Origin of the sequence: Marinomonas sp. BSi20584 (assembly GCF_002792415.1) — a bacterium.
Taxonomy (GTDB): Bacteria; Pseudomonadota; Gammaproteobacteria; order Pseudomonadales; family Marinomonadaceae; genus Marinomonas; species Marinomonas polaris.
The window spans coordinates 145313-171453 of sequence record NZ_KZ454871.1; the positions used below are offsets into that span (position 1 = coordinate 145313).

The following is a 26141-nucleotide window of genomic DNA, read 5'->3' on the forward strand; positions in this document are numbered from 1 at the left end:
ATGACAGAAACGACGTTTAAACAATCGAAAACTGAACAGCCGTTAGACAAATTAACGGTTTTGATCGTTGATGATACGCCAGAAAACATTGACGTATTAGTTGCATCCTTGTCTGATGAATACACAATCAAAGTTGCATTAAATGGTATGAAAGCATTGTCTATTGCTTCTTTATCGCCACGCCCAGACCTTATATTGCTAGACGTTATGATGCCTGAAATGGATGGATACGATGTCTGTGAGCGATTAAAAAGTAATCCCGTAACGGCCAATATTCCGGTCATTTTCGTAACAGCCAAACACGACATAAAAGATGAAGAGAAAGGGCTTTCCTTAGGCGCTGTAGACTACATTATCAAACCTATTAGTCCGCCTATTGTGCGAGCAAGAGTCCGTACCCATCTTGCGCTATACGATCAAAACAGACAATTACAGAAAAAAGTAGACGAGCGCACCAAAGCACTGCAAGCCAGCCAACTTCGCATCATTCATCATCTTGGTCGTGCCGTAGAGTTCAAAGACAATGAAACTGGCGCTCATGTTATTCGCATGAGTCACTATGCTCGTATGATTGCACAAGAATATAGTGGGAATGAGGAGTGGGTTAATCAAATTTTCCAAGCTGCCCCAATGCACGATGTTGGCAAAATCGGCATATCTGACGCCATTCTTTTAAAACCCGGAAAGCTGACACCAGAAGAATGGGAAAAGATGAAACTTCATACAGTCTATGGTGGTGAAATTTTTTCAGAAGATGACGACCCAATGCTACAGATAGCAAAAACCATCGCTCTCACCCATCATGAAAAATGGGATGGAAGTGGTTATCCTAATGGCTTAAAAGGAGAAGAAATACCATTAGAAGGACGTATTGTTGCTATTGCTGATGTACTAGATGCATTGATGTCAAAACGTCCTTATAAAGAACCATGGACGCTAGACGACTCTCTTACCTACATTGAAGAAAACTCAGGTAGCCATTTTGACCCAAATTTAGTCCCCATTCTTAAAAACCTTCGCTCTCAAATTGTGTCCATTCGACAACAATATCCCGATAGAGAGAAAGATCTAATCTCTAAATAGTTTTTAACAATTAAAACTTTAGTTAATAACAATTTTATTAATTACATCGTTTTCCCTAATATGAGTCCTGTTGGTAACGCACTCAAACACACATTAGGAGAAACACAATGATCAACACTCAAATCAAACCATTCAATGCAACAGCTTTCAAAAACGGCGAATTCGTAGAGATTTCTGAAAAAGATGTATTAGGCAAATGGGCTGTATTCTTCTTCTACCCAGCTGACTTCACTTTCGTTTGCCCGACTGAGCTTGGCGATGTTGCTGACAACTATGCTGAACTTCAATCTCGCGGCGTAGAAGTGTTCTCTGTTTCTACTGACACTCACTTCACTCACAAAGCATGGCACGCAAGTTCTGAAACAATCGGCAAAATCCAGTACTACATGGTTGGCGATCAAGCAGGCAACATCACTAACAACTTCGGCGTAATGCGTGAAGGCCAAGGTCTTGCAGACCGCGCGACTTTCTTGATTGATCCACAAGGCACTATCCAAGCAATGGAAATCACTGCTGAAGGTATTGGCCGTGACGCACAAGACCTACTTCGCAAAGTAAAAGCAGCGCAATACGTAGCCGCTCACCCAGGTGAAGTTTGCCCAGCAAAATGGAAAGAAGGCGAAGCAACATTGACACCTTCTCTAGACCTAGTTGGCAAAATCTAAGCTGACTGAATAAAGAACCCAAAAGGGGTCATACCAGACCCCTTTTTCTCTCAGCACAGTAAATCACTCAATCAAACACAGGTTTCATCATCATGTTAGAAGCAAACTTAAAACAGCAGTTGGGCACATACCTGCAAAATATCGTTAATCCGATTGAAATTACTGTGTCCACAAACGGTTCAGCAAAATCAGAAGAATTACTTGAATTGGCTCATGAAATCACTGAGCTAAAAAACGACAAAATCACCCTAACGGTTGATACAAACTCACAAGGTCGTGCGCCACAAATGGCCATCGCGCCAAAAGGCGAAGCAGCACGTGTACGTTTTGCTGGCATTCCTATGGGCCACGAGTTTACTTCTCTCGTATTGGCACTATTACAAGCTGGCGGTCATCCATCTAAAGCCGCACAAGAGACACTAGAGCAAATTAAGTCTCTAGACTCTAAATTGAATTTTGAGGTGTACATTTCCCTCTCTTGCCACAACTGTCCAGACGTTGTGCAAGCCGTCAACTTAATGGCGGTTTTGAACCCTAACATTACAGCGACCATGATCGATGGTTCTTTGTTCCAAGACGAAGTGAACGAACGTAACATCATGGCCGTGCCTTCTGTGTACCTTAATGGCGAGTTATTTGGCCAAGGTCGCATGACATTGGCAGAAATCGTCAACAAAGTAGACACAGGCGCTGCAGACAAACAAGCTGCAGAACTAGCCGAAAAAGCGCCTTACGACATGCTAGTCGTTGGTGGTGGTCCAGCAGGCGCAGCCGCTGCTATTTACGCAGCTCGTAAAGGCATCCGCACTGGCGTCGTTGCTGAACGTTTTGGTGGACAAGTCAGTGACACCATGGCGATTGAAAACTTCATTTCAATGAAAGCCACAGACGGACCAAAATTGGTCGCGGGCCTTGAACAGCATGTATTGGATTACGATGTTGACCTGATGAAACTGCAAAAAGCCGTTCGTCTAGAAAAGAAAGAATTCATCGAAGTGGAATTAGAAAACGGCGCGATCCTGAAAAGTAAATCCGTTGTGCTAGCCACTGGCGCTCGCTGGAGAGAAATGAACGTACCGGGCGAACAAGAATACCGCAACAAAGGCGTAGCTTACTGCCCACATTGTGACGGCCCATTGTTCAAAGGCAAGAAAACAGCTGTGATTGGTGGTGGTAACTCAGGTATTGAAGCAGCTATCGACCTTGCTGGCATCACAGAGCACGTGACTGTACTGGAATTTAGTGACATCTTACGTGCTGATGATGTTTTGGTTAAAAAAGCGCAATCCTTGCCAAATGTCACCATCATCAAGAACGCCATGACAACCGAAGTAATCGGTGATGGTCAGCGTGTTATTGGCCTAAAATACACAGATCGCCTAACCGACGAATCACACCTTGTAGACGTTGCTGGTATCTTCGTACAAATCGGCTTAGTACCAAACAGCGAGTTCTTAAAAGACACATTGGAATTGACGAACAGAGGCGAAATCGTCATCAACGCTCACGGAGAGACTTCTATTCCTGGCGTCTTTGCTGCCGGTGACGTCACCACAACGCCATACAAACAGATCATCATCTCCATGGGATCTGGCGCGACAGCGGCCCTTGGTGCATTTGATTACTTGATTCGTAACTAAGCAGCGGGTAGAGCCAGCCTTCAGCAATACCCGAACCGACCAACGCCCCTTGCTCCATGCGCGAGCGCGAAAAGTCGCTGTAGGGTGTGGTTGGTTCGCCTTAACTAGCGTCACATAAACCGCCCTCTGGCTTAGCGAGATGGCGGTTTTTTTTGCGTTCCTGCAATTAAGTTAGAAACAAACTTCCCGCCTCGCTCCACGCGCAAGCGCGTAAAACCGCTCGGCGTGAGTTTGTTTCCATCTTAATTAAATTGCAGTAAAGCATAGAAATGAATAGGCTAAATAAAAACATTAGATAGCGTCAATTTGATGCTATCTAATGTAATGTCAACCTATTGATTTATGTAAGGATACTCGTCGATGCCAGAAAAAATCTCTCTCGATTGGTCTAATAAAGATGACATCGAAGGTGTGTCCTTTCCTAGAGATACATTAAACCGCGCCAAATACGCTACGTTTTTAACACAGTTTCTGGTCGGACAAGGCTTTGATGAGACGAGAGAGAAAGACGATCAAAAGCGTAATTATGTTCTCAACCTGAACTCTGAATGGGGTTCTGGTAAAACCTACTTTCTTAAACGCTGGTCGCACGATCTAAAAGCGCATTTCCCTGTTGTTTATATCGATGCATGGCAGCAAGACTATTCTGACGATCCACTAATGACCGTGATTTCTTCTGTCATTCAGCAGCTTAGAACACAAGCAGGTATGGAAGAAGACAACCCAGAGTTCAAACTACCAAGAAAGCTACTAGGGCTTTTAAAAGCAGCAGCACCTGGGCTTGCTAGAAGCATTGCCAAACGCTATTTCGATATTGATCCAGTTGTAGTAATGCAAGAAGATCAAGAAGCCAAATTAGGCGACATTAAATATGAAAATGGCGAATCTGTTGATATGGGTGAACTTGCCTCTAGCATGGTCAAACACCTCATTGATGAGCACGATGCAAAACATATAGCGATCAAAAACCTAAAAGAAAATGTCGCCAATTGGGTTTCTTGCGTGACGAAGGTCTCAAAAAGACGCTATCCTGCCTTTATTTTCATTGATGAATTAGACCGCTGCCGCCCTAGCTATGCGGTAGAAATGCTCGAAACCATCAAGCACATCTTCGATATAAAAGGCATTGTCTTTGTTGTCGCCACGGATACTGAGCAACTTCAACATGCAGTAAAAGCCATTTATGGCGAAGGCTTCGATGCTCGTCTTTACCTTGGTCGTTTCTTTAACAGCCGCTTTAGCCTTAAAGCGCCAGACCTAAAAAGTTTTTTGGAAGTACATACCGACATCAGCAAGTTATCGGGCGAGTACTTAACAAGCGCGGGGATTCAAATCCTTCCTCCAAATGACGATGCCAAAGTCACATTAAGTAATATTTCCGTGATTTTAGATGCGTTTAAAATGCCACCTAGAACCGCCATTCAAATTGCAGATCGTGTTGTGGCGACCATATCCAATATGCCAAAAGGGGCTAAAATTGATATTTTAATGCTGACGACTTTGCTTTGTTTCTATGAAGAAAATCATGAGTTATTTCGGAAAGTGGTTTCAGGTAAATTAGAGTACAAAGACAATAAAGATAAAGACCTTGGGCTTAATGGCTATATAGAAAACCGATTTGAAAATTGTGAGTCTGTTATTGAAATGAGAATAAATCCCAAAGAACATATACCTGTACTCTCACCATCTAAATATAGACCCAGAGAAAATAAATTTGGGAAAGACACCTACAAGTTTTTGTTCAAAGAATACCTAAAATATTGTTTCTTGGAGCTTTTTAGCAAAAACAGTATAGGCATCTACCTTCTATTGAGAGACTCAGGTCAAGCAAAAGAGAATCCTATAACAAATCTATTCGACCAGCTAACCAGTAAAAATCATACGTCTTTAGAAATAGGTTTACTCTGGTTTAAAATATTACGCTGTCATTATGGTGTTGACTCTATCTCTTCAGGACAATACCAAGACTATGTCGAACTGGCTTCTGCGTTAGACCTAATAGAAGAGGAGCCCAAAAATGACTAACAAACACATTGGTTCTTCCTTTGATGACTTCCTTGAAGAGGAAGGAATCTTAGCTGAAACCAACGCTGTGGCTATAAAACGAGTGGTAGCATGGCAGATTCAACAGAAAATCGAACACGAACATTTGTCTAAGACAAAAATGGCGCAGCTAATGAAAACAAGCCGCTCTGGATTGGATAGACTACTTGATCCAAACAACACATCTGTCACGCTGCATACCTTGGATAATGCCGCGAAAGCGTTAGGTAAAAAGCTCAAATTAGAGCTTGTTTAATACTCTCTTCATTTTAAGTATGGCTAAGTGTTACTCGTGCTTCACAGCCACTAAGACAGGCTAAAATCTTTGCGTACGAAAAAACTAAACGCTGACTTGCAGGAGTAAAATATGGATACGTTAAGTTACTCAGCTTTTAAGGCAAATCTTGCTAGCACGTTTGATAAAGTAAATGACGATCATAAGCCTGTCCTCATTACTCGTCAGGGCAGGAAACCGGCTGTGCTGATAAGCTTGGAAGATTTCCAGGCCTATGAAGAAACAGCCTATTTAATGGCGAGTCCGAAAAATGCTTCTCGTTTAAACGCTACTATTACCGAAGTGGAAGCTGGCAGAACACAGACAAGGGAACAGATTGAGGAATGATATTATATTGGGCTGAGCAGGCTTGGGAAAATTATCTTTACTAGCAACAGAAAGACAAAAAAACACTCAACCACATCAACTAATTCATAATAGACGGTTAAAAGACCGAAAACAAAACGCCCTATCGATCAAAAGGGCGTTTTATGTTTCGCCTTAAGTAAAAATGATGAGCAAAGCTTTTAGGCCGTAGGTACGGTGCCACCATCAATAATATATTCAGTACCTGTGATAGACGACGCTCTCGCCGACACTAGGAAAGTAATTAAATCAGCCACTTCCGAAGGTTGTGCTGGACGCCCTAAAGGAATGCCGCCAAGCGCTTCCATAATAATCTTTTTACCTCCTTCATAATCCGTACCGGCATGATCTGCAAGCCGTTCAGCAAGTCGAACCGATGCTTCCGTTTCTATCCAACCGGGGGAGACACGAACAACGCGAACGCCTTTTGGCGCCACTTCTTTCGATAAGCTTTTACTGTAAGTGGATAACGCCGCTTTCGCTGCGGCATAAGCGGTGGTCGATTCAGGCAAAGGAAGTTTGTTCTGTATCGATGTGACATGAACAATAACACCTGAGCCTTTTGTTATCATTGAGGGCAATAATCCCCTATCAATGCGTACCGCAGACAGTAAATTTTGACTCAATGCATTTTCCCACTCTTGCTCATCAAGCGCCGCAAAACCGCCACTGGGAGCGCTTGAGCCGCCCAGCACATTGACAACAATATCAACACCACCAAACTTATCTAGTACGGTGTTTACTAGCCCGCTACAACCCACTGCCGTCAGCAAATCCCCTTCTATGTATGAAATGCCTTCTAGAGCGTCTTTAGGAACAGAACGAGCCACGGCAATCACATGCACTCCCGCGCCATGTAACGACTCAACGACTGCCGCTCCCAAGCCCTTAGTTCCGCCAGTAACCAAAGCTATACGCCCATTTAATTCAAGATCAAAACTCATAAGGAGATCTCCAGTGCCGTGATTTTGTCGCCATCCAGCGTGAAAGCGTATTGAAGATTCACAGGGCTCCCAGGAAAGTTCCCTGTCACTAAACCCGTGACTATCGTTTGCTCTGCGCTTTCGCTTAATAACTGCGGTTCAACCGTATAGGTATATTTCGTCGATGCATTCGCTTTCCACTGTTTAATTGCGTCCAGCCCCGTATGAGTCTGCCCTTCATCTTTTACCACTGCCTCATCGGAAAAACAGGCAACAATTGCCTCACTATCCCCTTTATCTGCTTTAAAATAATTTGCGATTGGTCTTGGAAGATCAATAGTCATCATAAAACACCTCTACTTAAAATCATTTTCTTAGAACTCGCCAAATTGCTGTCTGAAAAGAATGGCGTTAAGCTATCTGGAAAACAAGAACCGACAAAAAAGTAGGGTACTTACTCTGAAGTAAGTTTTTGATCTCATAAGGGCTAAGGCCATAAAAAAAATGACAAAAAAATGGACGCCAGCCTCTGCAGCCGATGGCGTAGAGCAAGTACTAAAGATTCTAGAAGGAAAATGGAAGTTAGTAATCCTCTTCCATCTCTTTGGCGGACAAGTAAAGCGCTTCTCTGAATTAGAGAAAGCCATTCCAGCAATCACACAAAAAATGCTCATCCAACAGCTTCGTCAGATGGAAGTAGACGGGGTAATAAAGCGTACTATCTATCATCAAGTACCGCCCAAAGTAGAATACAGTTTAACGGATTGGGGACAGGAGCTTTGCCCTGCTTTAGACGCCTTACTTAAATGGGCTGAAAATAAGAAATGACCGTTTTATATCAATAATGGAATTTGTTGCTAAACCAGCACACAGATCAAAAAACAATCAAACAACAATCAAACAACAATCAAACAACAATCAAACAAATTTTAAAGCCTTAGCTTAAACCATCAACAGGGCGTATGGTCGATGCAACACTAAGAAAGGTGATATTGGCAAACACGCTCCGCAAACCTCGTTTAAAAAACGCCAATCTTCCCGATTGCACTCTAGTGCATAAGCAATACCGCTTTTCGTCGCACGACTTAAGGCAACAAAAACAGGAGAAGACGATGATTTATAATGTAGGTACAACAGATAGAGTGGTCAGAATCACAATGGGCGCCGTCGTCATCGCAATCGGTGTATATTTCAATTCATGGTGGGGGGTAATCGGCATTGTGCTGCTTGCCACAGGCGTATTTAGCATCTGCCCAGCTTATCTACCGTTTGGTTTTTCAACTTGTAAAACCAAAAAATAACATCTAATTTAAAACAAACACTATAAAGACTAAAACCGACATCAGGTAACACTGAGAGTCGGTTTTTTGTTTTTGATTTACGGCAATCCATAAATGATTGGGCTAAATAAAGATGAATAGGTACAGAACATTATTTAATCTATACGATTGATGGTAATACTCTTTATATCATTCAATACCATTATTCTTTTAAGGACAATGATGAAAGTCTCACTTCTCGCCGACCAGAAACACTTCATTCCCACCATTGCTCAGTGGTATTTCAATGAGTGGGGACGTTTAACGCCCAACAGATCGCTAGAGGATATTGCAATAAAAGTCACGGTGATGGCGGAAAGTAGAGCCGCGCCCCCCATCTCTTTTGTCTTGCATGACCATGACGAGCTGCTTGCGGTGGCAGAACTGAAGTTCCATGAACATCCTGATTTTCCCAATTACAAGCATTGGCTCGGTGGTGTTTTCGTTCCAGCTGATAAACGTGGGCAAGGTTATTCCTGCCTAATTCTTCAACACACGCTCAATCATGCTAAAAACCTAGGTATTCCAGACCTTTATCTGCAATGCGAACAACACAATATCGATCTGTATTTAAAGCATGACTTTGAAGTGATACACAGAATGAATGACAAAGGTGTTGAAAAAGCAGTGATGGCACTAAGGCTTAGATAGAAAAAAACATACTGTATAGATTCTCAAGCTTAATGACTCTGCCAGCATTATTCCACACCTTAAATAACCGACCTTATGATGAAATTAAAATGCTATTCTGGGGTCTTATTAGGGCTGAATACATTCTTTCAACACACTTCAACAAAAGAGACATAGTATGAAAATGTTACGTTTTATCTCCATTTTAGAAGGCACATCGCTTCTATTGCTGCTCTTCATTGCTGTGCCATTAAAACGCCTGATGGACATGCCAGAGTATGTGAGCGTTATTGGCCCGATTCATGGTGGGTTGTTTATTTTGTTTAACATTCTTTTGATGTTAAGTGTGTCTCGATATGGGGTGTCGTCAAAACACGCCTTGATAGGATTTGTTGCGTCATTGGTACCATTTGGTAGTTATGTCTTTAAAGCGAAGATCTTAAATAAATACAAATAGTCGTGTTCTTTGCAACGTCAGATTAAAGCCTTTGTACACTTTAAAAAAAGGGCCTTAACAGTTCAAAGGCCCTTCAGTTATATTTCGCTAATGTTATTACATTTTAAAAAAGCTGACTTTTGTGGTCAGTTTCTTCGATAATTGCGCAAGGCGTTCACTCGATTGAGCCACTTGTTCAGAACCAGCAGCACTTTCCATGGTGGCTTCGTGAACGCGAGTAATATTGAGGTTCATGTCTTCCGCCACACGCTCTTGCTCCGAGGACGTTTGGGCAATTTGCGTGTTCATATCATTGATTGCCATGACCTCAGTCCGAATGCTCGCCAAGGCAGCACGAGCTTCTTGAGTCTGTTCAACGGTTTTTTGTGCTCGCTCACGGCTGGTGTTCATGATCTCAGCGGCTTTGCTGGATCCTTCTTGTAAACGAACAATCATGTTGCTGATTTCGCTGGTCGACTGCTGTGTCCGTGTCGCCAACGAACGCACTTCATCCGCCACAACCGCAAAGCCTCGACCATGTTCACCGGCTCGCGCCGCTTCAATGGCTGCGTTCAACGCCAATAAATTCGTCTGTTCTGCGATGGCACTGATAACGTCGGTAATTTTTTCAATATTGCCGCTATCAACAGATACTTTCTCAACCGTTTTTGACGCTAACTCTAACGTTTCTGACAAATGCACGATGGCTTCTGCAGTAGCATTAACTTTTGTATTACCACTTTCAACTTCTCGATCTACTTTTTGTGTGGCTTCGGCAGCATGGCCAGCATGTCCGGCGACCTCAGAAACAGAGGCAGACATTTCGTTAATCGCAGCAGCCATCAGCGTAGTATCGGCAGATTGCTGACGAAGACGACGGTTGTTTTCGCTTGCGGTACTATTCAGTTCAGACGATGCAATGCTGAGTTCATCAGCCGCACTACGCACATCTAGGATGATTTGCTGCAAGCGTGAGACCATGGTCCGTACACTGCCAATCATACTATTCGGATAGTGTGTTTCTATTGTGACATTCAGGTTGCCATCGGCAATTCGCTGTACCAACGCGGCAACGTCTTCAGGTTCTCCGCCAATTCGCGCCTGTATACTGCGAATCAAAGTAATCGCCACAAAAACACTAAAAACCGCCGCAATAAGAGTCACTACAAGCATTAAATTAACAAAGGTGCTGGCAACCTTCATTACGATACCAATATCTTTATTAATGACTTCTTCTTGATGATCAATAAAAGCGTTAATGCGTTTTAGCCATTCAGTATAACCAGGAGAAACTTCTTGCATTAAAAGCTGAGTCGCAATACTTGTGTTGCCTTGTTGAGCCAAATCCAACAGTGCTGCCGTCGACTTCTGTGTGGTTACTTCGATGTCTTGAATCGCTTTTAACAGGGTTCGCTCTGCTGTGGAAGCATCAGACAACATGAGTTGACTCATGGATTTCGCCGATTGCTGATAAAACACATCTAAATTTTTAATTGATGCAAGCTCTTGATTTAAACGCACTGGATCCGATGCCAACACCACATCACGCACCGCAATGGCTCTATCATGAACGCTGCCACGAAAGTTAATGGCATAACGCTGCTTTAACGTGGCGCCATCACGCACACTCGTCAAGGTGTTATCAATTACGTTAACACGTTGCATGCCCACCACTGAAATCAGCAGCAGTAGAGCAAAGATAAAAGCAAACCCTAACCCTAAACGCTGAGAAATTTTAAGTTGGCTAAACATAGTATCCATCACCTTTTAGAAAGAGTCATGATTGACTAAACATCAACCAAGGGCAGGCAGCATAAACCGCTAAGCAAATAAAAACCAGCCATGTATTGCGAAGACAAAAAGAATCTAAAAACGTGTAAAAACACAAAAAAAATGCCTTCTGACCGAGAAGGCATTTTTGTCTTATCTATATATTATCTAGATCGTCGAACAGATTGTTCGTCGTTTAAATGTTCGATTTTTTCACAAACTGAGATTTCAACATCATTTCGCCGCCGCCATCCAATTTACAATCGATGTCGTGGTCGCCATCTACAAGGCGCTTAATAGTCGCTTTGGTGCCAATTTTTAGCACTTGAGAAGAGCCTTTTACTTTAAGGTCTTTCGCCAAAGTAACTTTATCGCCTTCTTGCAGTAAGTTGCCTCCCATGTCTTTGATAATGAGCGCATTTTCGTCTACTACAGCTTCATTAGGGTTCCATTCGTGCGCGCACTCTGGGCAAATCAACATAGCTTGATCTTCATACACGTAAGCGGAATCGCATTTTGGGCAATTTGGAAGACTCATAATTATCACTACCTTCTAACGTAAAACGGGAAATTTGACCTATTATAACCCTATTTTCACTATGGTTTTTTGTTCTCGAATAAAAAAATCCTATTTAATCACTAGGCTTAATCGGAAAGATGTTTTTCCTTAAAAAGTCATAGACAAAATTAAGGATTTTCTCAACACTGAGTGCACAACAATAACAGACCTTCAGTTAAGGTAAGGATTCTCAATGATCACTCCCATTTACGCGGCGTTACTGGTTTTTCTCTACATTTTCTTGAGTTTTCGTGTGATCAAATTGCGCATGAAGTACAAGGTTGGCATTGGTGATGGCGATCAGTCCATGTTGACCAGAGCGATTCGCGTACATGGCAACTTCGCGGAAAACGTTCCCTATGCTTTATTGCTGGTTTGGATGTACGAAAGTACGGGGGGCTCTACATTGTTAGTAAACATAATGGGCATTTTGCTGTGTCTTGGTCGCTTGTCCCACGCCTACGGTGTAAGTCAGCCCAAAGAGCCGCTCATTTATCGACAAAGCGGCATGGTGATGACCTTCTTAGTAATGTTAATCGCCGCTTTGTTGATCCTGACTCATCTTGCTCTTGGTTACCGGTTCTAAATTAAACCAAGCCAGTCATCCAGAATGCAGCCATCGCATCAAGTGACGCTTCTGTTACACTGCCTTGAGCAGGACGTTGGTTGGCGGGGGTATGAAAAATGGCTTGGGCAATATGTCTTCCCGTCATTTGAATGGCAACTGTTTTCTCCAAACGTTGCTGTTGAAAGCGAGCAAACAGACGGTCTGTGGTGGCTTCCTCTTGCATAAGTTTGGCTAGCCACCAAGCATCTTCTAAAGCTTGGCAGGCACCTTGCCCAGATGTAGGCAATGCCGCATGAGCCGCATCGCCGATCACCATGCATTTACCTCGATACCACGATGTCATTGGATCAAGGTCATGAACATAAACGGTATGCAAGCTGCTTTGCTCTGCCTGCTGTAACACAGTGAGCACCTCGCTTGGCCATTCTCTGAAACGCTCGCCTAGCTCTGAAAGCGTGAACATCCTATTTGGCTGTTTCTCAACTTCCGCCCAACCTGCTGCCCAAAAGCATGCCGATGCATCAATCGGCACTATGCCAAAACGTTCCCCATCCCCCCAATAATCTTGAATTGACTGGCTATTAAGTGGTCTTATCGGGCTTGAATGCGATATACCAATTACATTCACAAATCCTTGATAAACAGGCTGACTGACAGGACTGATTTTCTTGCGTAGTGTAGAACTCATCCTTCCATCAGCACCAATCACCCAGTCGTATTGATTCTCCAATTCAGACAACTTGTCTAGATTAATCGCTTCACCAAAATGAATTTGCACACCCGCTTGATCAGCACCGGCAAACAATATTGCCATTAGATCACGTCGCAATATGGTGAGTGTGTTAAAACCCGCTGATTGGTTCAGGCCACGAAGCGACAGCTCACCTTGCACACCGGTAGTTAGATCATAGCGGGTCATAGTCATAGGTTCTCCAGATGCCTTTTGAATCGCCTTCAGTAGTCCCATTTGAGTTAAAACAAAAATGGCATTTGGCCAAAGTGTCACACCTGCCCCTAGGTCGCTGCCCGCTTGGGAGCGACGTTCAAAGATATCGACTTGGTTACCTTGCTTTGCCGCCAACGTAGCAAAGGCTAAACCAGCCACTCCCGCACCTACGATGGCAATCCGTTTCGACATACTGAGCACTCCTTAATAAAAAATGAATCTGCAGTATCTACCAGCATCTTAAAATGATAAATATGGGATTATTGGATTAACTATCCCATTTAGAGCAATAATTATGATTGAAAAAATAGAACTCTCTTGGCTACTCAGCTTTCATACAGTATTTGAGGAGCGCAGTTTTAAACTGGCATCAGAGAAGCTAGGACAGCCTTCTTCTACCGTCAGCCGCCATATCATCCAGCTTGAAGAGACACTAAACGTACGTTTATTAGAACGCACCACTCGACGAATGTCGCCCACTGAGGCAGGGCAAACACTGTATGAGCAAAGCTTGCTGCTGCTTCGCTCTCTTGATGATCAGCTCGAAGCCATTAGCGATCAGAGTGACAAAGTCTCTGGCCATTTACGTATATTAATGCCGGATTTACCCTTTATCGCCCAGCAAATTGCTAGTTTCTGTGCGCTTTACCCTAAGCTCAAGTTAAGCTGTGAAACAGGTCTAGTTCCACATCAAGGCTTACTCGATGGTTTCGATTTGGTGATGCAGTTTGGCCGCGGAGAGTTAATGGATTCCGACTGGGTGGCAAAAGAACTGATTCGTTGGCCCAGTGTCATTGTCGCCTCGCCTGAGTTTGTTGAGCGGCATCATAGTCATTTGTCATTTCAGAATTTACCTTCCTTACCTTGCATCACGACCCTCAGTGCATTACAAGGTTCGCCATGGATATTCAAAGACAGCCGACATTCGACTAAAGTACATGTCACATCACAGTATCGGGCCAACAGCGCCAATATGGCAAAAGAAGCCGCTATAGCGGGATTGGGCATGGCGATCTTAGCCGAACCATCGTGCCAAAAAGAAATACACCAAGGCACACTGGTTGCTATCGAGCTTGAAAAGACACCGGAAGATCTCGTCCTTTATGCGTATTCAGGCAAGTTAAAATACTCTCCCCAAAAGGTAACAGCCTTGCTAGATCACTTTAACTTTTCGGACCTGTTTAACGAACTTGACTGAAACCAATCTAAATTCCTGAATAAAACGTACTAGACTTCAAATGATGAAGATGAAATGGGAGCACTTATATGAAACTAGGATTGGTTTGGTTCGGGGATGATTTGCGTTGTGCAGATCAGAACATGCTATGGAGAGCAGTACAGGAGGTGGATTATCTTATCTGCCTTTATTGCGATGAACCTCATAACAATCACCCTAGCCGTTATGCAACACAAGGCATGTCCGTAAATCGTCGACGATTTTTAAACCAAGGCATTCAAGACTTGGCTCTACAATTACAAGCGTTAGGTCAAACCTTATTCGTCAGTTCAATGGATGCGGCCACCAGCTTGAATTTGCTTCTCAACGAAATACCAATCTCCCACCTATATCGCAATCATCATGGAGGTTGGGATGAGCAGCAGACTCTTAATCGCATCGAAAGCAGATACACTGACGTGCGTATTCACCTAGACCATGGTTTGAGTTTATTTACACCATCCCAGCTACCATTTGATGTAGCGCAGTTACCGGATTCTTTCTCAAAATTCCGTCGCTTAATCGAGAACTTAGACGTTTTAACCCCCTTGCCTGCATTACAAAAACTACCACCAGTACCAGCGTTCAACATTCAACACATTCGCCCTTGGCAGCTTAAGCAAATAGAAGACAATAGCGTGTTTACTGGTGGAGAACGCGCTGCTGTTGATCAACTAAGTGATTACTTCTCGACCAATCTACCAAGTCATTATAAAGAAACTCGTAATGAATTAGACGGTTGGGAAAACTCAACCAAGTTCTCTCCTTGGTTAGCACAAGGTAGTTTATCAGCCAGGCAAATCAAAGCCAGTATCGACGTTTACGAGCGCGATCATGGTGCAAATGAATCGACGTATTGGATTTATTTCGAACTGTTGTGGCGCGAGTATTTTCATTGGTACGCAACCCTTTACGGCAAACAACTTTTCTTGCCCGGCGGCGTAACTGGCAAACAAACTCAGGGCAGTTATTACGCAGAGCGCTTTCGTAAATGGAGCAAGGGCAATACGCCTTATCCTTTAGTGAATGCCTGCATGAAACAGCTTAATGAAACTGGTTTTATGAGCAATCGTGGCCGCCAAATTGTCGCTAGCTGTTTGATATATGAATTAGGCATCGATTGGCGCTATGGCGCGGCGTACTTTGAAGAACAACTGATTGATTACAGCGTCGGTTCCAATTGGGCTAATTGGCAATACATAGCTGGCGTAGGAGCTGATCCAAGAGGCGGCCGTCACTTCAACTTGCAAAAACAAACCGAACAATACGACCCAAACCTGCATTTTATTCATAAATGGCAAGGCCAAATATTTGATACCCAATTGGATTCGGTCGATGCTGCCGACTGGCCAATTTTCCCGACATCTAGTAATTAATGATGAAAAAAAGCCAACCTCAATATCATACGTTACGCATTATTCTTGGCGATCAATTAAACGCCGCTCACTCTTGGTTTAAAGCACAAGATCAAGGTGTTCTGTATCTGATCGCCGAACTGCACCCAGAAGCCACCTATGTCACACATCACATTCAAAAGCTCTGTGCGTTTTTCCTCGCGATGGAACGCTTTGCTAATGCCTTAAAAGAAAACGGCCATGACGTGTGTTACCTCACTTTGGATGACACTCACAATCAGAGCCTAGAAGAAGTAATTTTAAGCCTCACCAAGCTACATAATATTGACCATGTAGAACTACAACGCCCCGATGAATACCGCGTCTTACAGCAATATCATCAGTTGATCGCTAGTGACTCAAAGCCTAAATTTAAAATGGTCGAGAGCGAGCATTTCTTATTGCCCTTCAACGAGATACCTAACTTTTTTCAGACGAAAAGCACCGTTCGTATGGAGCATTTTTATCGCAAGATGCGCCAGCGCTTTAACATATTAATGGCCGATGAAAGACAGCCTGAAGGCGGGCAATGGAACTACGACGTAGCCAATCGCAATAAACTCAAAGCAAAAGATCTAGACGACATTCCAGCGCCCTTGTGTTTTCAGCATGATGTGACACATTTACTTGAACGCATCAAGCGTCACAATATTCCTTCCCTTGGCAAAGCAGAATCCGATTTACTTTGGCCTGTCACCAGCCAAGACGCGCGGAATTTACTCGCCTTTTTTTGCGAACACTTGCTGCCGAATTTTGGCCGTTTTCAAGATGCGATGACAAACCAAACGCCGCACAGCTGGAGCTTGTACCATTCACGTCTGTCTTTTGCCCTCAATGCGAAATTGATCAGCCCAAAGCATGTGATCAAAGCCGCCATTACGGCGTATCAAGAAAACGACAATATCGACATTGCCCAAATCGAAGGCTTTGTGAGGCAAATCCTCGGCTGGCGCGAATATGTACGCGGCATGTATTGGATCAATATGCCGGACTATGAACAACAAAATGCCCTAAACGCCGAGCGAGATTTACCAAGCTATTTCTGGAACGGACAAACCAAAATGAAGTGCATCGCTAGCGCTATTGGGCAATCTCTTGATTATGCTTATGCGCATCATATTCAACGCTTGATGGTGACAGGCAACTTTTGTTTATTAACCGAAATTCAGCCGCAGCAAGTCGACGAATGGTATTTAGGCATTTACGTGGATGCGTTGGAATGGGTGGAATTACCTAATACGCGCGGCATGAGTCAATTTGCTGATGGTGGTTGGATTGCCTCCAAACCCTATGCGGCGAGCGGCAGCTATATGCAGAAAATGAGCGATTACTGCGGTGATTGCCATTACAAGGTAAAAGAGAAAACCAGCGCGGAGTCTTGCCCGCTAAACAGTCTATATTGGCACTTTATGGTGAAACATCGAGAACGTCTTGCGAAGAATCATCGTATCGGCATGATTTACGGTAACTGGGATAAGCAAGACGACGCGCAAAAGCATGCCGTCTTAGAAAGAGCCGAATGGTGTTTGGAAAACATTGAAGCGCTCTAATTTCTACTTTTTACTTTCTGATTGAAAGTTTAATTAACCGATGTAGCTTCTTGGCGATTAAAACGCTGTTGCTGCCATTTAACGACTCTTGGCAGCAACAAACCGGCAATCACAATCGCTACTCCTAATAGCTGCAAGCTTGTTACAGTTTGACCGTAAGCGAATGCCGTCAAGGCCGCAAAGACAGGCACAAAATTGAAGAACAAGGAAGCGTTCGCAGCACCGAGTTGCTTCACACCTGAGATCCACAACAAGTAACCACCAACAGTACCAAACACACCGATGAACAGTAAGTCACCCAAAACATTGCCACTGATCGCCAAACTCTCTTGCAAAGGGTGAACCTCAGCACTAAACGCAGTGACCAAAGAGATCACACCTAGTCCTGATAACATACCAACCAGAGTATAAGGAATCATTGGCATCCAGCGGCTCACACCTTGCGTTAAATAGGTATAAAGGCTCCAGCACAACATGCCCAGAAAGATCATTTGATCGCCGTGGTTAAACTCAAAACCCAACAAGCGTTTTAGCTCGCCATTGGTTAACACCAGCAACACACCGGATAAACAAACCACCAAACTAAAAACCGCGCCGCGAGCTGGCAGTTTACGTTGCAACAAAGAGCCAATCAAAGAGGTGGCCAATGGACTAAGCGCCATGATCAAGGCGCCATTGCTGGCATCTGTTTGCGCCAAACCAGTAAACAAACCCAGGTTTAATCCACCAACACCAATGATAGAAACGCTAATAGCCCACGCCCATTGTTTTGCCGTTAAGCTAGGCATTGGCATGTTTTTCCACTTGGCATAAATAAACAAACAAACAGCAGCAATGGCAAAACGCCAAATGACCAAAGTCAGCGCGTGCACTTCTCCCAACGCATGCTTACCCACAGGAAAACACGCTCCCCAGAAAAACGTGCATAGCAACAATAGTAATACGGCATTAGTACTCGCCGAACGGTTCATATCTTTCTCCATTAAAAGAAAACTTGAAAATATAAGGCGCAGTGTATAGATTTTAAATACGGAATGAATAGACAAAATTGAGACAATAGATCCCAAATATGAAATTTAACTATTCACTAGATGATATGCGTTGTTTTTGCGCGGTTGCCCAACACGGCAGTTTTAAACAAGCTTCGGCGGCATTGGAGATTCCTCTTTCCACATTGAGTCGACGAGTCGCTAAATTAGAAGAAGACTTGGCAATAAGATTGCTAAACCGTGACGCTCATAGAGTCCAGCTCACCCATTCTGGGCAAAGATATTTCGAAAGGAGCGCGTCTCTTTTTGAGGAATTAGACGATGTTGCTGTGTGCCTTCTGCAGGACAAAACCCAAGCCAAAGGTACTATTCGGATTTCTGCGCCGGTGAATTTTGGCGTGCAAGTTTTAGCTCAGCATTTTAATGCTTTTTTGATCGAATACCCTGACATCCATTTGGATTTGCGACTTTCAAATCAAAACATCGATATTGAGGAAGAAGCCATCGACATCGCGTTTCGTGTCGGTGACCATAATGCAGACCATTGGATTGGCAGACACTTAACGAACATTCGCTTTGTTATTTGTGGTTCTGTCCGTTTAGACATGTCTAGCCTAAAAACGCCTTGTGATTTGGAAGGTTTTCCTACTGTTTTATGCTCGCCCATGTCCACCTGGAAGCTGCAACACACGATCTCTGGAGAGATGCAAACCCATAAACCAAACCATAATATTCGCCTAAAAGTAGACGACATCAGCTTACTTACGCGCGCCATACAAGATGGCTTAGGTATCGGTTTTATGCCTGATTATCATGCGCAGCCATTGATCGATTCGGGAGAGCTTCAACAAGTTTTACCTGAGTGGAGCAACCAACCTCGCGGTTGCCAAATGCTCTATCGTGACCGAGATAACATGCCCTTTCGGTTACGCTTGTTAATCGATTTTATGGTTAAGCGGTTTAACGAAAAACCGCTATAAACCAACAAACATGTCATAAAAATTAAGTAACTAGGCAAACTGATTAACGGATAGCTCCACTATTAAATCACTACTAATTTTTTCTAGTGCAGCTTCCAATTCTGATAAAGGTAGATCTTTCGGCACAGCCAACACCATGTCGGTTTTAAACAGCATATCGGAACTCATCGGCGCAGGTTCGCAAGTGGTAGTGAGTTCTTTGACGTTAACCATCAAGGAATGCAGCACCTGAGATACTTCTTTGACAATGCCGGGACGATCATTGCCAACAACAGACAGCGACAAAGTCGATCCTTCCGTCACACTCTGTTTTGCCATTTCTACCGTGACATGCAGACCAAGTTGTTCGAAATTACGTAATGCGTTAACCAGTGCTTCTTGATGCTCCAACGGAACAGTCACGGTTAAAATACCCGCAAATTTATCGGCTAGATGTGCCATACGGCTTTCCAGCCAATTACCATTATGGCGAGCGATAGTATCGGATAAACGCTCAACAAGACCGGGGCGATCTTCTCCAATGAAACTCAGTACAAGATGCTGTGACATGGCTTTCTCCATCAATATTTTTAGAATTATGCAAAAGAGTGAATCACTTCATGCGATGCTATTTATAAAAAGTACACTAAATAATCACTATAGACGACTGCAATTTATTTAAGTTATTCACGCCGTACTAAAGCATTTTGTTTTTCAACTCTGTTTGAGCCTGTCGACGCAAAAACCAAAAGCCTAACGAAGCCGCGACAATACCCGAAATACTGCCCATGCCAATCGCCCATCGGGCACCAAATACATCAGCAATCCAACCAACCAAAGGCGCGCCTAGTGCGGTACTCCCTAACGCAGTTGCCAGAACCACAGCCATTACTCGGCCTCGATAACGTTTTTCCGTTGTAACCTGCATGTAAGACGCAGTAGAAGTGGTAAACAACTGCAAACTGAGCCCAAGGAAAATAAGCAGCACAGCAAACGCCCAAAACGACGTACTGATAGCAACCAAAAAGCAGCTAACAGCGAACATGGCTGCCACATAAATCATAAAGCGAAATGACGGCGAAGAGCGACGGCTCGCTGTCACCATAGCACCAGAAATAGAACCAATCGCCATCATTGAAATTAAGAAACCATATTGATCCGCGTGACCTTGAAATACATGCACCGTCATCGCAGATAGGTACACAGAGAAATTCATCCCTAAGCTACAAATCAAGAAAGACATTACCAATATGACGGCCATTTCTCGATGCTGCCAAATATAACGAAAACCATCAAAAAATTTCGCCATATCAGGTGTTGCTTTGCCGTTATCTGAAACAACAGCTGGCAGACGCGTTTTGAATTTATGGAGGGCAATTAATAACGGAATAAAAGACAACACATTGATCATAAATACCCAACCGCTGCCGATCAACGCAATCAATATCCCAGCAATAGCAGGCCCAACCAAACGAGCCGAGTTAAACGCCACCGAGTTTAACCCCACCGCGTTTGATAATTCTTTTTCACTGACAATATCAGACACAAAGGCGTGGCGCGCAGGCGCATCAAACGCAGCAACACAACCCAAAGCAAACGCACAAACGCAAACTTGCCACAACACCACTTGTCCACTCAGAACCAACACGCCCAGCACTAAAGCCAGTAGCGCCATTAAGGATTGAGTAATAAAGAGTAATTTACGTCGATCCATACGGTCTGCCGTCCAACCTGTAAGCGGCAATAAAAGAATTTGCGGGGCGAATTGCAAAAAGACCACCAAACCAACAGCCGAAGCATTTTTATCCGACAACTCAGCAATGACGATCCAGTCCTGAGCAGTACGTTGCAACCAAGCGCCAATATTCGAAATCGCCGCGCCACCAAACCAAAGCCGATAATTCGGATTGGATAGAGACCGAAATGTACTGCTCAATTCAAACTCCTTTGACTATTCAACGAAATATCCTTTTATCACTTAAAAAGTGTCATTTATTGGATATAACATAAGACAAACTAATAACAGAGAGTAAAAAAACATTTATTAAAGATACTTTCTTGTACAATTAACGAAGCACATCCTATCCTGTAAAACGACAGTAGATTTAAAGTTTCACAGTAATTCCACATTCAAAAAAATAATCAGCAGGTAACACATCGTGATCTTCAACAAAATGTCTCTAAAAACACAATTTATATCTGTGATCGCACTCCCCTGCCTTGTACTCTTGCTTGTCAGTTGGGCTGGTTTACGCGGCCTTTCTAGCGTGCAAGAACAAACAAAACAGCTTGCCCAAAACACCAGTGCACCAATGAGATCTCTTGCGGAAGTTGCTTCGCGCATTCCACGCATGCGTGTTGGTATCGATATTATTTTGCTGCAAGAAATTCCAGCTATGCAGGATAAACGAGGCGCACTCACTCGCGTAAAAGAAACCCGCGCAGAAGATATTCCTGAGATGGATATAGCTCTTAAACAAGCGTTGGATTCTCAAGTGAACCCTAAAATGCGCGCAGAAGTACAAAAGGTCATAGATATATTTGCTAAAGTCAAAAGCGATGAACTAGCTCCAATGCTAACGGCAATAGAAAACAATGACCTGACCACAGCTCAAGAAATATACAAAACAAAATACGCAGACAGCTATGGTGTAATGCGTAAAGCCGTCAACAAAATACTTGATGACTTACTTGAACAAGGTCAGCAAGGCTATGCTCAAAGCCAAGTAAATTACGAAAACAGTCGCAACAACATGATTGTCTTAATTATCTTAGCATTGTCGGCTTCGATTATCTTAGCTTGGCTAATGTTACGTCGTCTTAATAGCCGTGTCTCTTATCTTCAGCAACACATTTCAAGTGCCAGTGACAAACTTGACCTTGGCACCGTGATGAAACTAGATGGCAAAGATGAACTGAGCGACATTGCTCAGCACTTTAACCAATTTATTACCAAAGTACGTACCGCCATCGAAAACGTAGCCGAGAACTCGCGTCAGCTAGCTCACACCGCAAATGATGTCGCAGCGAAAGCCAAGGCGACGCACACTAACTGTCTAAATGAACGCGATCGTACTACTCAGATTGCCACGGCAATTCATGAAATGGGGGCTACGGTAGAAAACATCGCAGAAAATGCCTCTCAAGCTGCAAGAGCTGCACAAGAAGCCGATAAACAAGCCCATCAAGGTGCAGGATTGGTAGCACGCGCCCGCCAAGGCGTAACGGCGTTGTCTACAGAAATACAGCACATCAGTTCAGACATTGGTTCATTAGCAACGCAGACAGATTCGATTGGTAGCATCCTAGACACTATTCGTAGCATCTCTGAACAAACTAACCTGTTAGCCTTAAACGCTGCGATTGAAGCCGCTCGTGCTGGCGAACAAGGTCGAGGATTTGCAGTAGTTGCCGATGAAGTTCGAAACCTTGCAAGTCGCTCTGCCGCTTCCACTGATGAAATTCAAAAAATGATCGACAAGCTACAAGAGCAATCAGCGAAAACAGTCGCGACCATTCAATCTGGACAAGACCAAAGCACTACTGTAGTTGGTCAAGCAAACGAAGCAAACAGCTCGCTTGAACAAATCACCAAACATATTGGCCAGATTAGCGATATGAACATACAGGTTGCTACCGCCACAGAAGAGCAAGCGCTTGTGGTAAATGACATGAGCAAAAACGTCGAAGAGATTAACCAACTAACAACAGAAACTTCTGAGATAGCTGATGAACTGACAGCATCAAGTACTAACTTGCAAAAACTGTCTGTTCAACTTGATAAATTGGTTACCCAGTTCAAGCTTTAAAACAAACAGCCAATTGACAAGAAAACCATACAAACAAAAAAGGGAAGCCAAATGCTTCCCTTTCTTTTTGTGATCCTATTTACCAAGCAAGCCTCAATTTCAACTCGCTTTTTCGTTAGCAAGACAAGCCGCTGCGGTAAACAGTACATCCGTCGAGCTATTCAGCGCAGTCTCAGCGGAGTCCTGCAATACGCCGATAATGAAACCGACAGCAACAACCTGCATCGCAATCTCATTGGGAATATTAAATAAGCTACACGCCAATGGGATCAATAATAATGAACCACCAGCCACGCCCGATGCGCCACATGCAGACACAGCCGCTATCACACTAAGCAATAACGCCGTACCAAAATCCAATGTAATACCTAAAGTATTTACCGTCGCTAAAGTTAAAACCGTAATGGTAATCGCAGCGCCAGCCATATTAATGGTCGCGCCTAATGGAATAGACACAGAATAGGTATCTTCATCCAAGTCTAAACGCTTACACAGATCTAAGTTGACCGGAATGTTAGCTGCAGAGCTACGCGTAAAAAATGCCGTTACGCCACTTTCCTTTAAGCACTTAAAAACCAATGGGTAAGGGTTACGACGAATCTTCCAGAACACCAATAATGGATTGGTAACGAATGCAATAAACAACATAGCGCCAATTAATACAGCTAACAGATGAGAATACCCAAATAAGGCATCAAAACCAGTTTCTGCGATTGTACTAGCAACCAAGCCAAAGATCCCAAATGGTGCCAAGCGAATAATCACCGACACAATACTTGTCACACTGGTCGCTAAATGCTGCAACAATGCTTTTGTAGCTTCGGAGGCATGACGCAAACCCAATCCAAAGCCAATAGCCCAAGTCAATATGCCTACATAATTCCCCTGAACAAGTGCATTTACTGGGTTATCAACCATTTTAAATACTAGTGTACGCAGGACTTCCCCTACTCCCTGAGGCGCACTTTGGCTTAAGTCTGGAGCAACCAAATGCAGCTGTGTTGGAAACACAAAACTAAACACCACTGCCGTTAAAGCGGCAACAAACGTACCAAACAAATAAAGGACAAGTACCGGACGAATATGACTTTGTTGAGCTTGTTTATGATTAGCAATAGATGCCATTACCAATAAAAACACCAAAATCGGAGCAATAGCTTTTAGTGCTTTAACAAAAAAATCACCAAGTAAACTTGCCGATAAAGCGGTGTTAGGTGAAACGTATGCCAACACGACACCACAGATAATACCGATAGCAATTTGTAGTACTAAGCTACCGCGCAAATAACGCTGTAATATTGATGATTTATGATTTAACGTCATTTAAAAGGGGTCCATTGAAGTTTACGAAATCGCACCTTACTGCATCTCGCAAAAAAAATGAACCATTTTAGGGCGTTATTAAAGAAACTATTGCAAGATACCAACAAAGTTCGACATTTAACCGATCATTCAACTTCCTCATTTTCTACTTAAAACAACACTTGTACTTAACTAACATTAGACCCATATTGCTTCCATATACAAACCTTACCAAGGAATTGAAATGTCGAATTTGTTAGATAAATTGAACTGGCGCTATGCCACTAAAAAAATGGACTCAAGCAAAGCCGTTGAGCAAGAAAAAGTAGACCGCATTCTAGAAGCGATTCGTCTTACAGCAACGTCAAGCGGACTTCAGCCATACGAAGTCATCGTAGTAAAAAACAAAGCATTGCGTGAAGCCATCGTGCCTCACGCTTGGAACCAAGCGCAAATTACTGATGGTTCTCATCTATTAGTTTTTGCGGCATGGGACAACTACACAGAAGAACGCATCAACAAGATGTTCGACTTAGTAAACGACGAACGTGGCTTTAAAAACGAAGGCTGGGAAAACTACCGTCAAATGATTTTAGGCGCTTACCCTCCTCGCGAGGCCGAAGTGAATTACCAACACGCAGCTCGTCAAGCATACATCGGTCTTGGAACGGCATTGATCGCGGCCGCCGAAGAAGGCGTAGACAGCACACCAATGGAAGGTTTTGACCCTGCAAAAGTAGACGAAATTCTAGGTCTAACTGAACGCGGACTTCGCTCTGTGATTCTACTTCCTTTAGGTTACCGCGCAGATGAAGGTGACTGGTTAAAAGGCCTGAAAAAAGTACGTCGTTCAGCAGAAGACTTTATTACTGAAATAAACTGATTTACTGAAATGAACTAATTTGCTGTTTCGTTGAAACAACAAACCTAAAACGTCAGTCTTCTGGCGTTTTTTATGTCCAATTTTTGAACTGGGCAAAAACCATGAAATAAAACATATTTGATAAAAAATAATGGCCCAAATAGAGCAAAACTTGCGTATGTTAATAGCATTAAAACGATCTAACAGCCCAAGGACAAAGCATGACAAAGTATTTAGGACTATTATTTATCACCCTATTTTTAAGCGCTTGCTCTTCTAACGATAGCTGGCGCACCGCAAGCCGAGAACCCGCAGGCATAGCCCCATCACCCGAAGAAGAAAAAGACGCTGTTATCGAATTTTATGCCGCCGACGCTTTCAGCTGGCGCGGTTGGTTTGCAGTCCATACTTGGGTGGCAACCAAAGAGAAGAACGCGGCCGAATATACTGTTCATGAAGTCGTTGGTTGGAGAGTAGATAGAGGACTTCCAGCCTTATCTGAATATAAAACCACAACACCAGATCGCTATTGGTTTGGCGCAAAACCAGAGAAAGTTCTTTCAATTATTGGTCCAAAAGCGGAAGCATTGATTCCAAAAATCAACGAAGCAGTGAAACGTTATCCTTGGGCAAACGAATACACGGTATTCCCTGGTCCAAACAGCAACACCTTCCCAACCTGGATTGGCTTACAAGTCCCAGAACTCAATCTTGATATGCCTTTTAATGCTATCGGCAGCGGTTACGCAGACAACTAACCTAACGATTAATTTCCGAGAGGTGAGCTTCTCGGAAATTAAGTCAGTATTTAGAAAGCTGCCATATTGACCCGCCATAC

At 43.4% G+C, this 26141-nt stretch carries 27 protein-coding genes; 18 read left to right on the forward strand and 9 right to left on the reverse strand.

Going from position 1 to position 26141, the window contains the following annotated elements; translation table 11 throughout:
- The 6 genes from TY87_RS04640 to TY87_RS04665 all read left to right on the forward strand — a co-directional run bounded on the left by TY87_RS04640 (position 1) and on the right by TY87_RS04665 (position 6053).
- Positions 1 to 1083 (forward strand): response regulator, encoded by a 1083-nt coding sequence (locus tag TY87_RS04640; protein ID WP_072838462.1) that lies wholly within the window; start codon positions 1 to 3, stop codon positions 1081 to 1083.
- A 107-nt stretch (positions 1084 to 1190) separates the two neighbouring features.
- Positions 1191 to 1748 carry an alkyl hydroperoxide reductase subunit C gene (gene ahpC / locus TY87_RS04645; protein ID WP_100186170.1) on the forward strand — a complete coding sequence of 186 codons (558 nt, stop codon included), beginning with the start codon at positions 1191 to 1193 and terminating at the stop codon, positions 1746 to 1748.
- A gap of 92 nt (positions 1749 to 1840) precedes the next feature.
- Complete coding sequence (gene ahpF, locus TY87_RS04650) at positions 1841 to 3388, forward strand: alkyl hydroperoxide reductase subunit F (protein ID WP_100186171.1); 1548 nt, start codon at positions 1841 to 1843, stop codon at positions 3386 to 3388.
- A gap of 360 nt (positions 3389 to 3748) precedes the next feature.
- Positions 3749 to 5413: a KAP family P-loop NTPase fold protein gene (locus TY87_RS04655; RefSeq protein ID WP_100186172.1), complete on the forward strand. Its 1665-nt coding sequence runs from the start codon at positions 3749 to 3751 to the stop codon at positions 5411 to 5413.
- The gene (locus tag TY87_RS04660) at positions 5406 to 5687 is read left to right on the forward strand and encodes a helix-turn-helix domain-containing protein (protein ID WP_011978185.1); all 282 of its coding nucleotides are present in this window, start codon (positions 5406 to 5408) and stop codon (positions 5685 to 5687) included. The genes TY87_RS04655 and TY87_RS04660 overlap by 8 nt, the downstream gene beginning before the upstream one ends.
- A gap of 111 nt (positions 5688 to 5798) precedes the next feature.
- Positions 5799 to 6053 (forward strand): type II toxin-antitoxin system Phd/YefM family antitoxin, encoded by a 255-nt coding sequence (locus TY87_RS04665; protein ID WP_100186173.1) that lies wholly within the window; start codon positions 5799 to 5801, stop codon positions 6051 to 6053.
- A gap of 179 nt (positions 6054 to 6232) precedes the next feature.
- On the opposite strand, the gene TY87_RS04670 is transcribed toward TY87_RS04665, so the two are convergent.
- Together TY87_RS04670 and TY87_RS04675 are read right to left on the reverse strand one after the other, a co-directional pair.
- Entirely contained in the window at positions 6233 to 7015 is a 783-nt protein-coding gene (locus TY87_RS04670) for an SDR family oxidoreductase (RefSeq protein WP_100186174.1), read from the reverse strand.
- Entirely contained in the window at positions 7012 to 7341 is a 330-nt protein-coding gene (locus TY87_RS04675; RefSeq protein ID WP_100186175.1) for a nuclear transport factor 2 family protein, read from the reverse strand. The genes TY87_RS04670 and TY87_RS04675 overlap by 4 nt, the downstream gene beginning before the upstream one ends.
- A gap of 157 nt (positions 7342 to 7498) precedes the next feature.
- Between TY87_RS04675 and TY87_RS04680 the strand changes: the two genes are divergently transcribed.
- The 4 genes from TY87_RS04680 (at position 7499) to TY87_RS04695 (ending at position 9400) form a co-directional block, all read left to right on the forward strand.
- Positions 7499 to 7822, forward strand: coding sequence for a winged helix-turn-helix transcriptional regulator (locus tag TY87_RS04680; RefSeq protein WP_100186176.1), 324 nt, complete (start codon positions 7499 to 7501; stop codon positions 7820 to 7822).
- A 284-nt stretch (positions 7823 to 8106) separates the two neighbouring features.
- The gene (locus tag TY87_RS04685) at positions 8107 to 8295 is read left to right on the forward strand and encodes a YgaP family membrane protein (protein WP_011978180.1); all 189 of its coding nucleotides are present in this window, start codon (positions 8107 to 8109) and stop codon (positions 8293 to 8295) included.
- Positions 8296 to 8496: 201 nt separating this feature from the next.
- Positions 8497 to 8964, forward strand: coding sequence for a GNAT family N-acetyltransferase (locus TY87_RS04690; protein ID WP_157789866.1), 468 nt, complete (start codon positions 8497 to 8499; stop codon positions 8962 to 8964).
- 157 nt (positions 8965 to 9121) lie between these two features.
- Positions 9122 to 9400, forward strand: coding sequence for a DUF3817 domain-containing protein (locus TY87_RS04695; protein WP_100186178.1), 279 nt, complete (start codon positions 9122 to 9124; stop codon positions 9398 to 9400).
- 96 nt (positions 9401 to 9496) lie between these two features.
- Here the strand turns inward: TY87_RS04695 and TY87_RS04700 are convergent, their stop codons facing one another.
- Together TY87_RS04700 and TY87_RS04705 are read right to left on the reverse strand one after the other, a co-directional pair.
- Positions 9497 to 11131: a methyl-accepting chemotaxis protein gene (locus tag TY87_RS04700; protein WP_100186179.1), complete on the reverse strand. Its 1635-nt coding sequence runs from the start codon at positions 11129 to 11131 to the stop codon at positions 9497 to 9499.
- 214 nt (positions 11132 to 11345) lie between these two features.
- Complete coding sequence (locus TY87_RS04705) at positions 11346 to 11687, reverse strand: zinc ribbon domain-containing protein YjdM (RefSeq protein ID WP_100186180.1); 342 nt, start codon at positions 11685 to 11687, stop codon at positions 11346 to 11348.
- 214 nt (positions 11688 to 11901) lie between these two features.
- Between TY87_RS04705 and TY87_RS04710 the strand changes: the two genes are divergently transcribed.
- Positions 11902 to 12294 (forward strand): MAPEG family protein, encoded by a 393-nt coding sequence (locus TY87_RS04710; protein ID WP_011978172.1) that lies wholly within the window; start codon positions 11902 to 11904, stop codon positions 12292 to 12294.
- Between the two features lies 1 nt (position 12295).
- On the opposite strand, the gene TY87_RS04715 is transcribed toward TY87_RS04710, so the two are convergent.
- Positions 12296 to 13414: an FAD-dependent monooxygenase gene (locus TY87_RS04715; RefSeq protein ID WP_072838470.1), complete on the reverse strand. Its 1119-nt coding sequence runs from the start codon at positions 13412 to 13414 to the stop codon at positions 12296 to 12298.
- A 103-nt stretch (positions 13415 to 13517) separates the two neighbouring features.
- Between TY87_RS04715 and TY87_RS04720 the strand changes: the two genes are divergently transcribed.
- From TY87_RS04720 to TY87_RS04730, 3 genes are all read left to right on the forward strand, one after another.
- Positions 13518 to 14420: a LysR family transcriptional regulator gene (locus tag TY87_RS04720; protein WP_100186181.1), complete on the forward strand. Its 903-nt coding sequence runs from the start codon at positions 13518 to 13520 to the stop codon at positions 14418 to 14420.
- Between the two features lie 68 nt (positions 14421 to 14488).
- Complete coding sequence (locus TY87_RS04725; RefSeq protein WP_100186182.1) at positions 14489 to 15814, forward strand: DASH family cryptochrome; 1326 nt, start codon at positions 14489 to 14491, stop codon at positions 15812 to 15814.
- Positions 15815 to 15816: 2 nt separating this feature from the next.
- Entirely contained in the window at positions 15817 to 17382 is a 1566-nt protein-coding gene (locus TY87_RS04730) for a cryptochrome/photolyase family protein (RefSeq protein WP_100186183.1), read from the forward strand.
- A gap of 29 nt (positions 17383 to 17411) precedes the next feature.
- Here TY87_RS04730 and TY87_RS04735 read toward each other — a convergent pair whose 3' ends face one another.
- Positions 17412 to 18353 carry a DMT family transporter gene (locus TY87_RS04735; RefSeq protein WP_100186184.1) on the reverse strand — a complete coding sequence of 314 codons (942 nt, stop codon included), beginning with the start codon at positions 18351 to 18353 and terminating at the stop codon, positions 17412 to 17414.
- Positions 18354 to 18451: 98 nt separating this feature from the next.
- Between TY87_RS04735 and TY87_RS04740 the strand changes: the two genes are divergently transcribed.
- The gene (locus TY87_RS04740; RefSeq protein WP_100186185.1) at positions 18452 to 19351 is read left to right on the forward strand and encodes a LysR family transcriptional regulator; all 900 of its coding nucleotides are present in this window, start codon (positions 18452 to 18454) and stop codon (positions 19349 to 19351) included.
- A 30-nt stretch (positions 19352 to 19381) separates the two neighbouring features.
- On the opposite strand, the gene TY87_RS04745 is transcribed toward TY87_RS04740, so the two are convergent.
- Both TY87_RS04745 and TY87_RS04750 read right to left on the reverse strand, forming a co-directional pair.
- Positions 19382 to 19900 (reverse strand): glycine cleavage system transcriptional repressor, encoded by a 519-nt coding sequence (locus TY87_RS04745; protein ID WP_072838478.1) that lies wholly within the window; start codon positions 19898 to 19900, stop codon positions 19382 to 19384.
- 127 nt (positions 19901 to 20027) lie between these two features.
- The gene (locus TY87_RS04750; protein WP_100186186.1) at positions 20028 to 21266 is read right to left on the reverse strand and encodes an MFS transporter; all 1239 of its coding nucleotides are present in this window, start codon (positions 21264 to 21266) and stop codon (positions 20028 to 20030) included.
- Positions 21267 to 21489: 223 nt separating this feature from the next.
- Between TY87_RS04750 and TY87_RS04755 the strand changes: the two genes are divergently transcribed.
- Positions 21490 to 23139, forward strand: coding sequence for a methyl-accepting chemotaxis protein (locus TY87_RS04755; RefSeq protein ID WP_198432034.1), 1650 nt, complete (start codon positions 21490 to 21492; stop codon positions 23137 to 23139).
- A 99-nt stretch (positions 23140 to 23238) separates the two neighbouring features.
- Here TY87_RS04755 and sstT read toward each other — a convergent pair whose 3' ends face one another.
- Entirely contained in the window at positions 23239 to 24462 is a 1224-nt protein-coding gene (sstT, locus tag TY87_RS04760; RefSeq protein ID WP_072838480.1) for a serine/threonine transporter SstT, read from the reverse strand.
- A 223-nt stretch (positions 24463 to 24685) separates the two neighbouring features.
- On the opposite strand from sstT, the gene TY87_RS04765 reads away from it, so the two are divergent.
- Both TY87_RS04765 and TY87_RS04770 read left to right on the forward strand, forming a co-directional pair.
- Positions 24686 to 25324, forward strand: a complete 639-nt coding sequence (locus TY87_RS04765; protein ID WP_100186187.1) for an NAD(P)H-dependent oxidoreductase — start codon at positions 24686 to 24688, stop codon at positions 25322 to 25324.
- 200 nt (positions 25325 to 25524) lie between these two features.
- On the forward strand, positions 25525 to 26061 hold the full coding sequence (locus TY87_RS04770; RefSeq protein WP_072838482.1) for a DUF3750 domain-containing protein: 537 nt from the start codon (positions 25525 to 25527) through the stop codon (positions 26059 to 26061).
- Positions 26062 to 26141 lie beyond the last annotated feature (80 nt).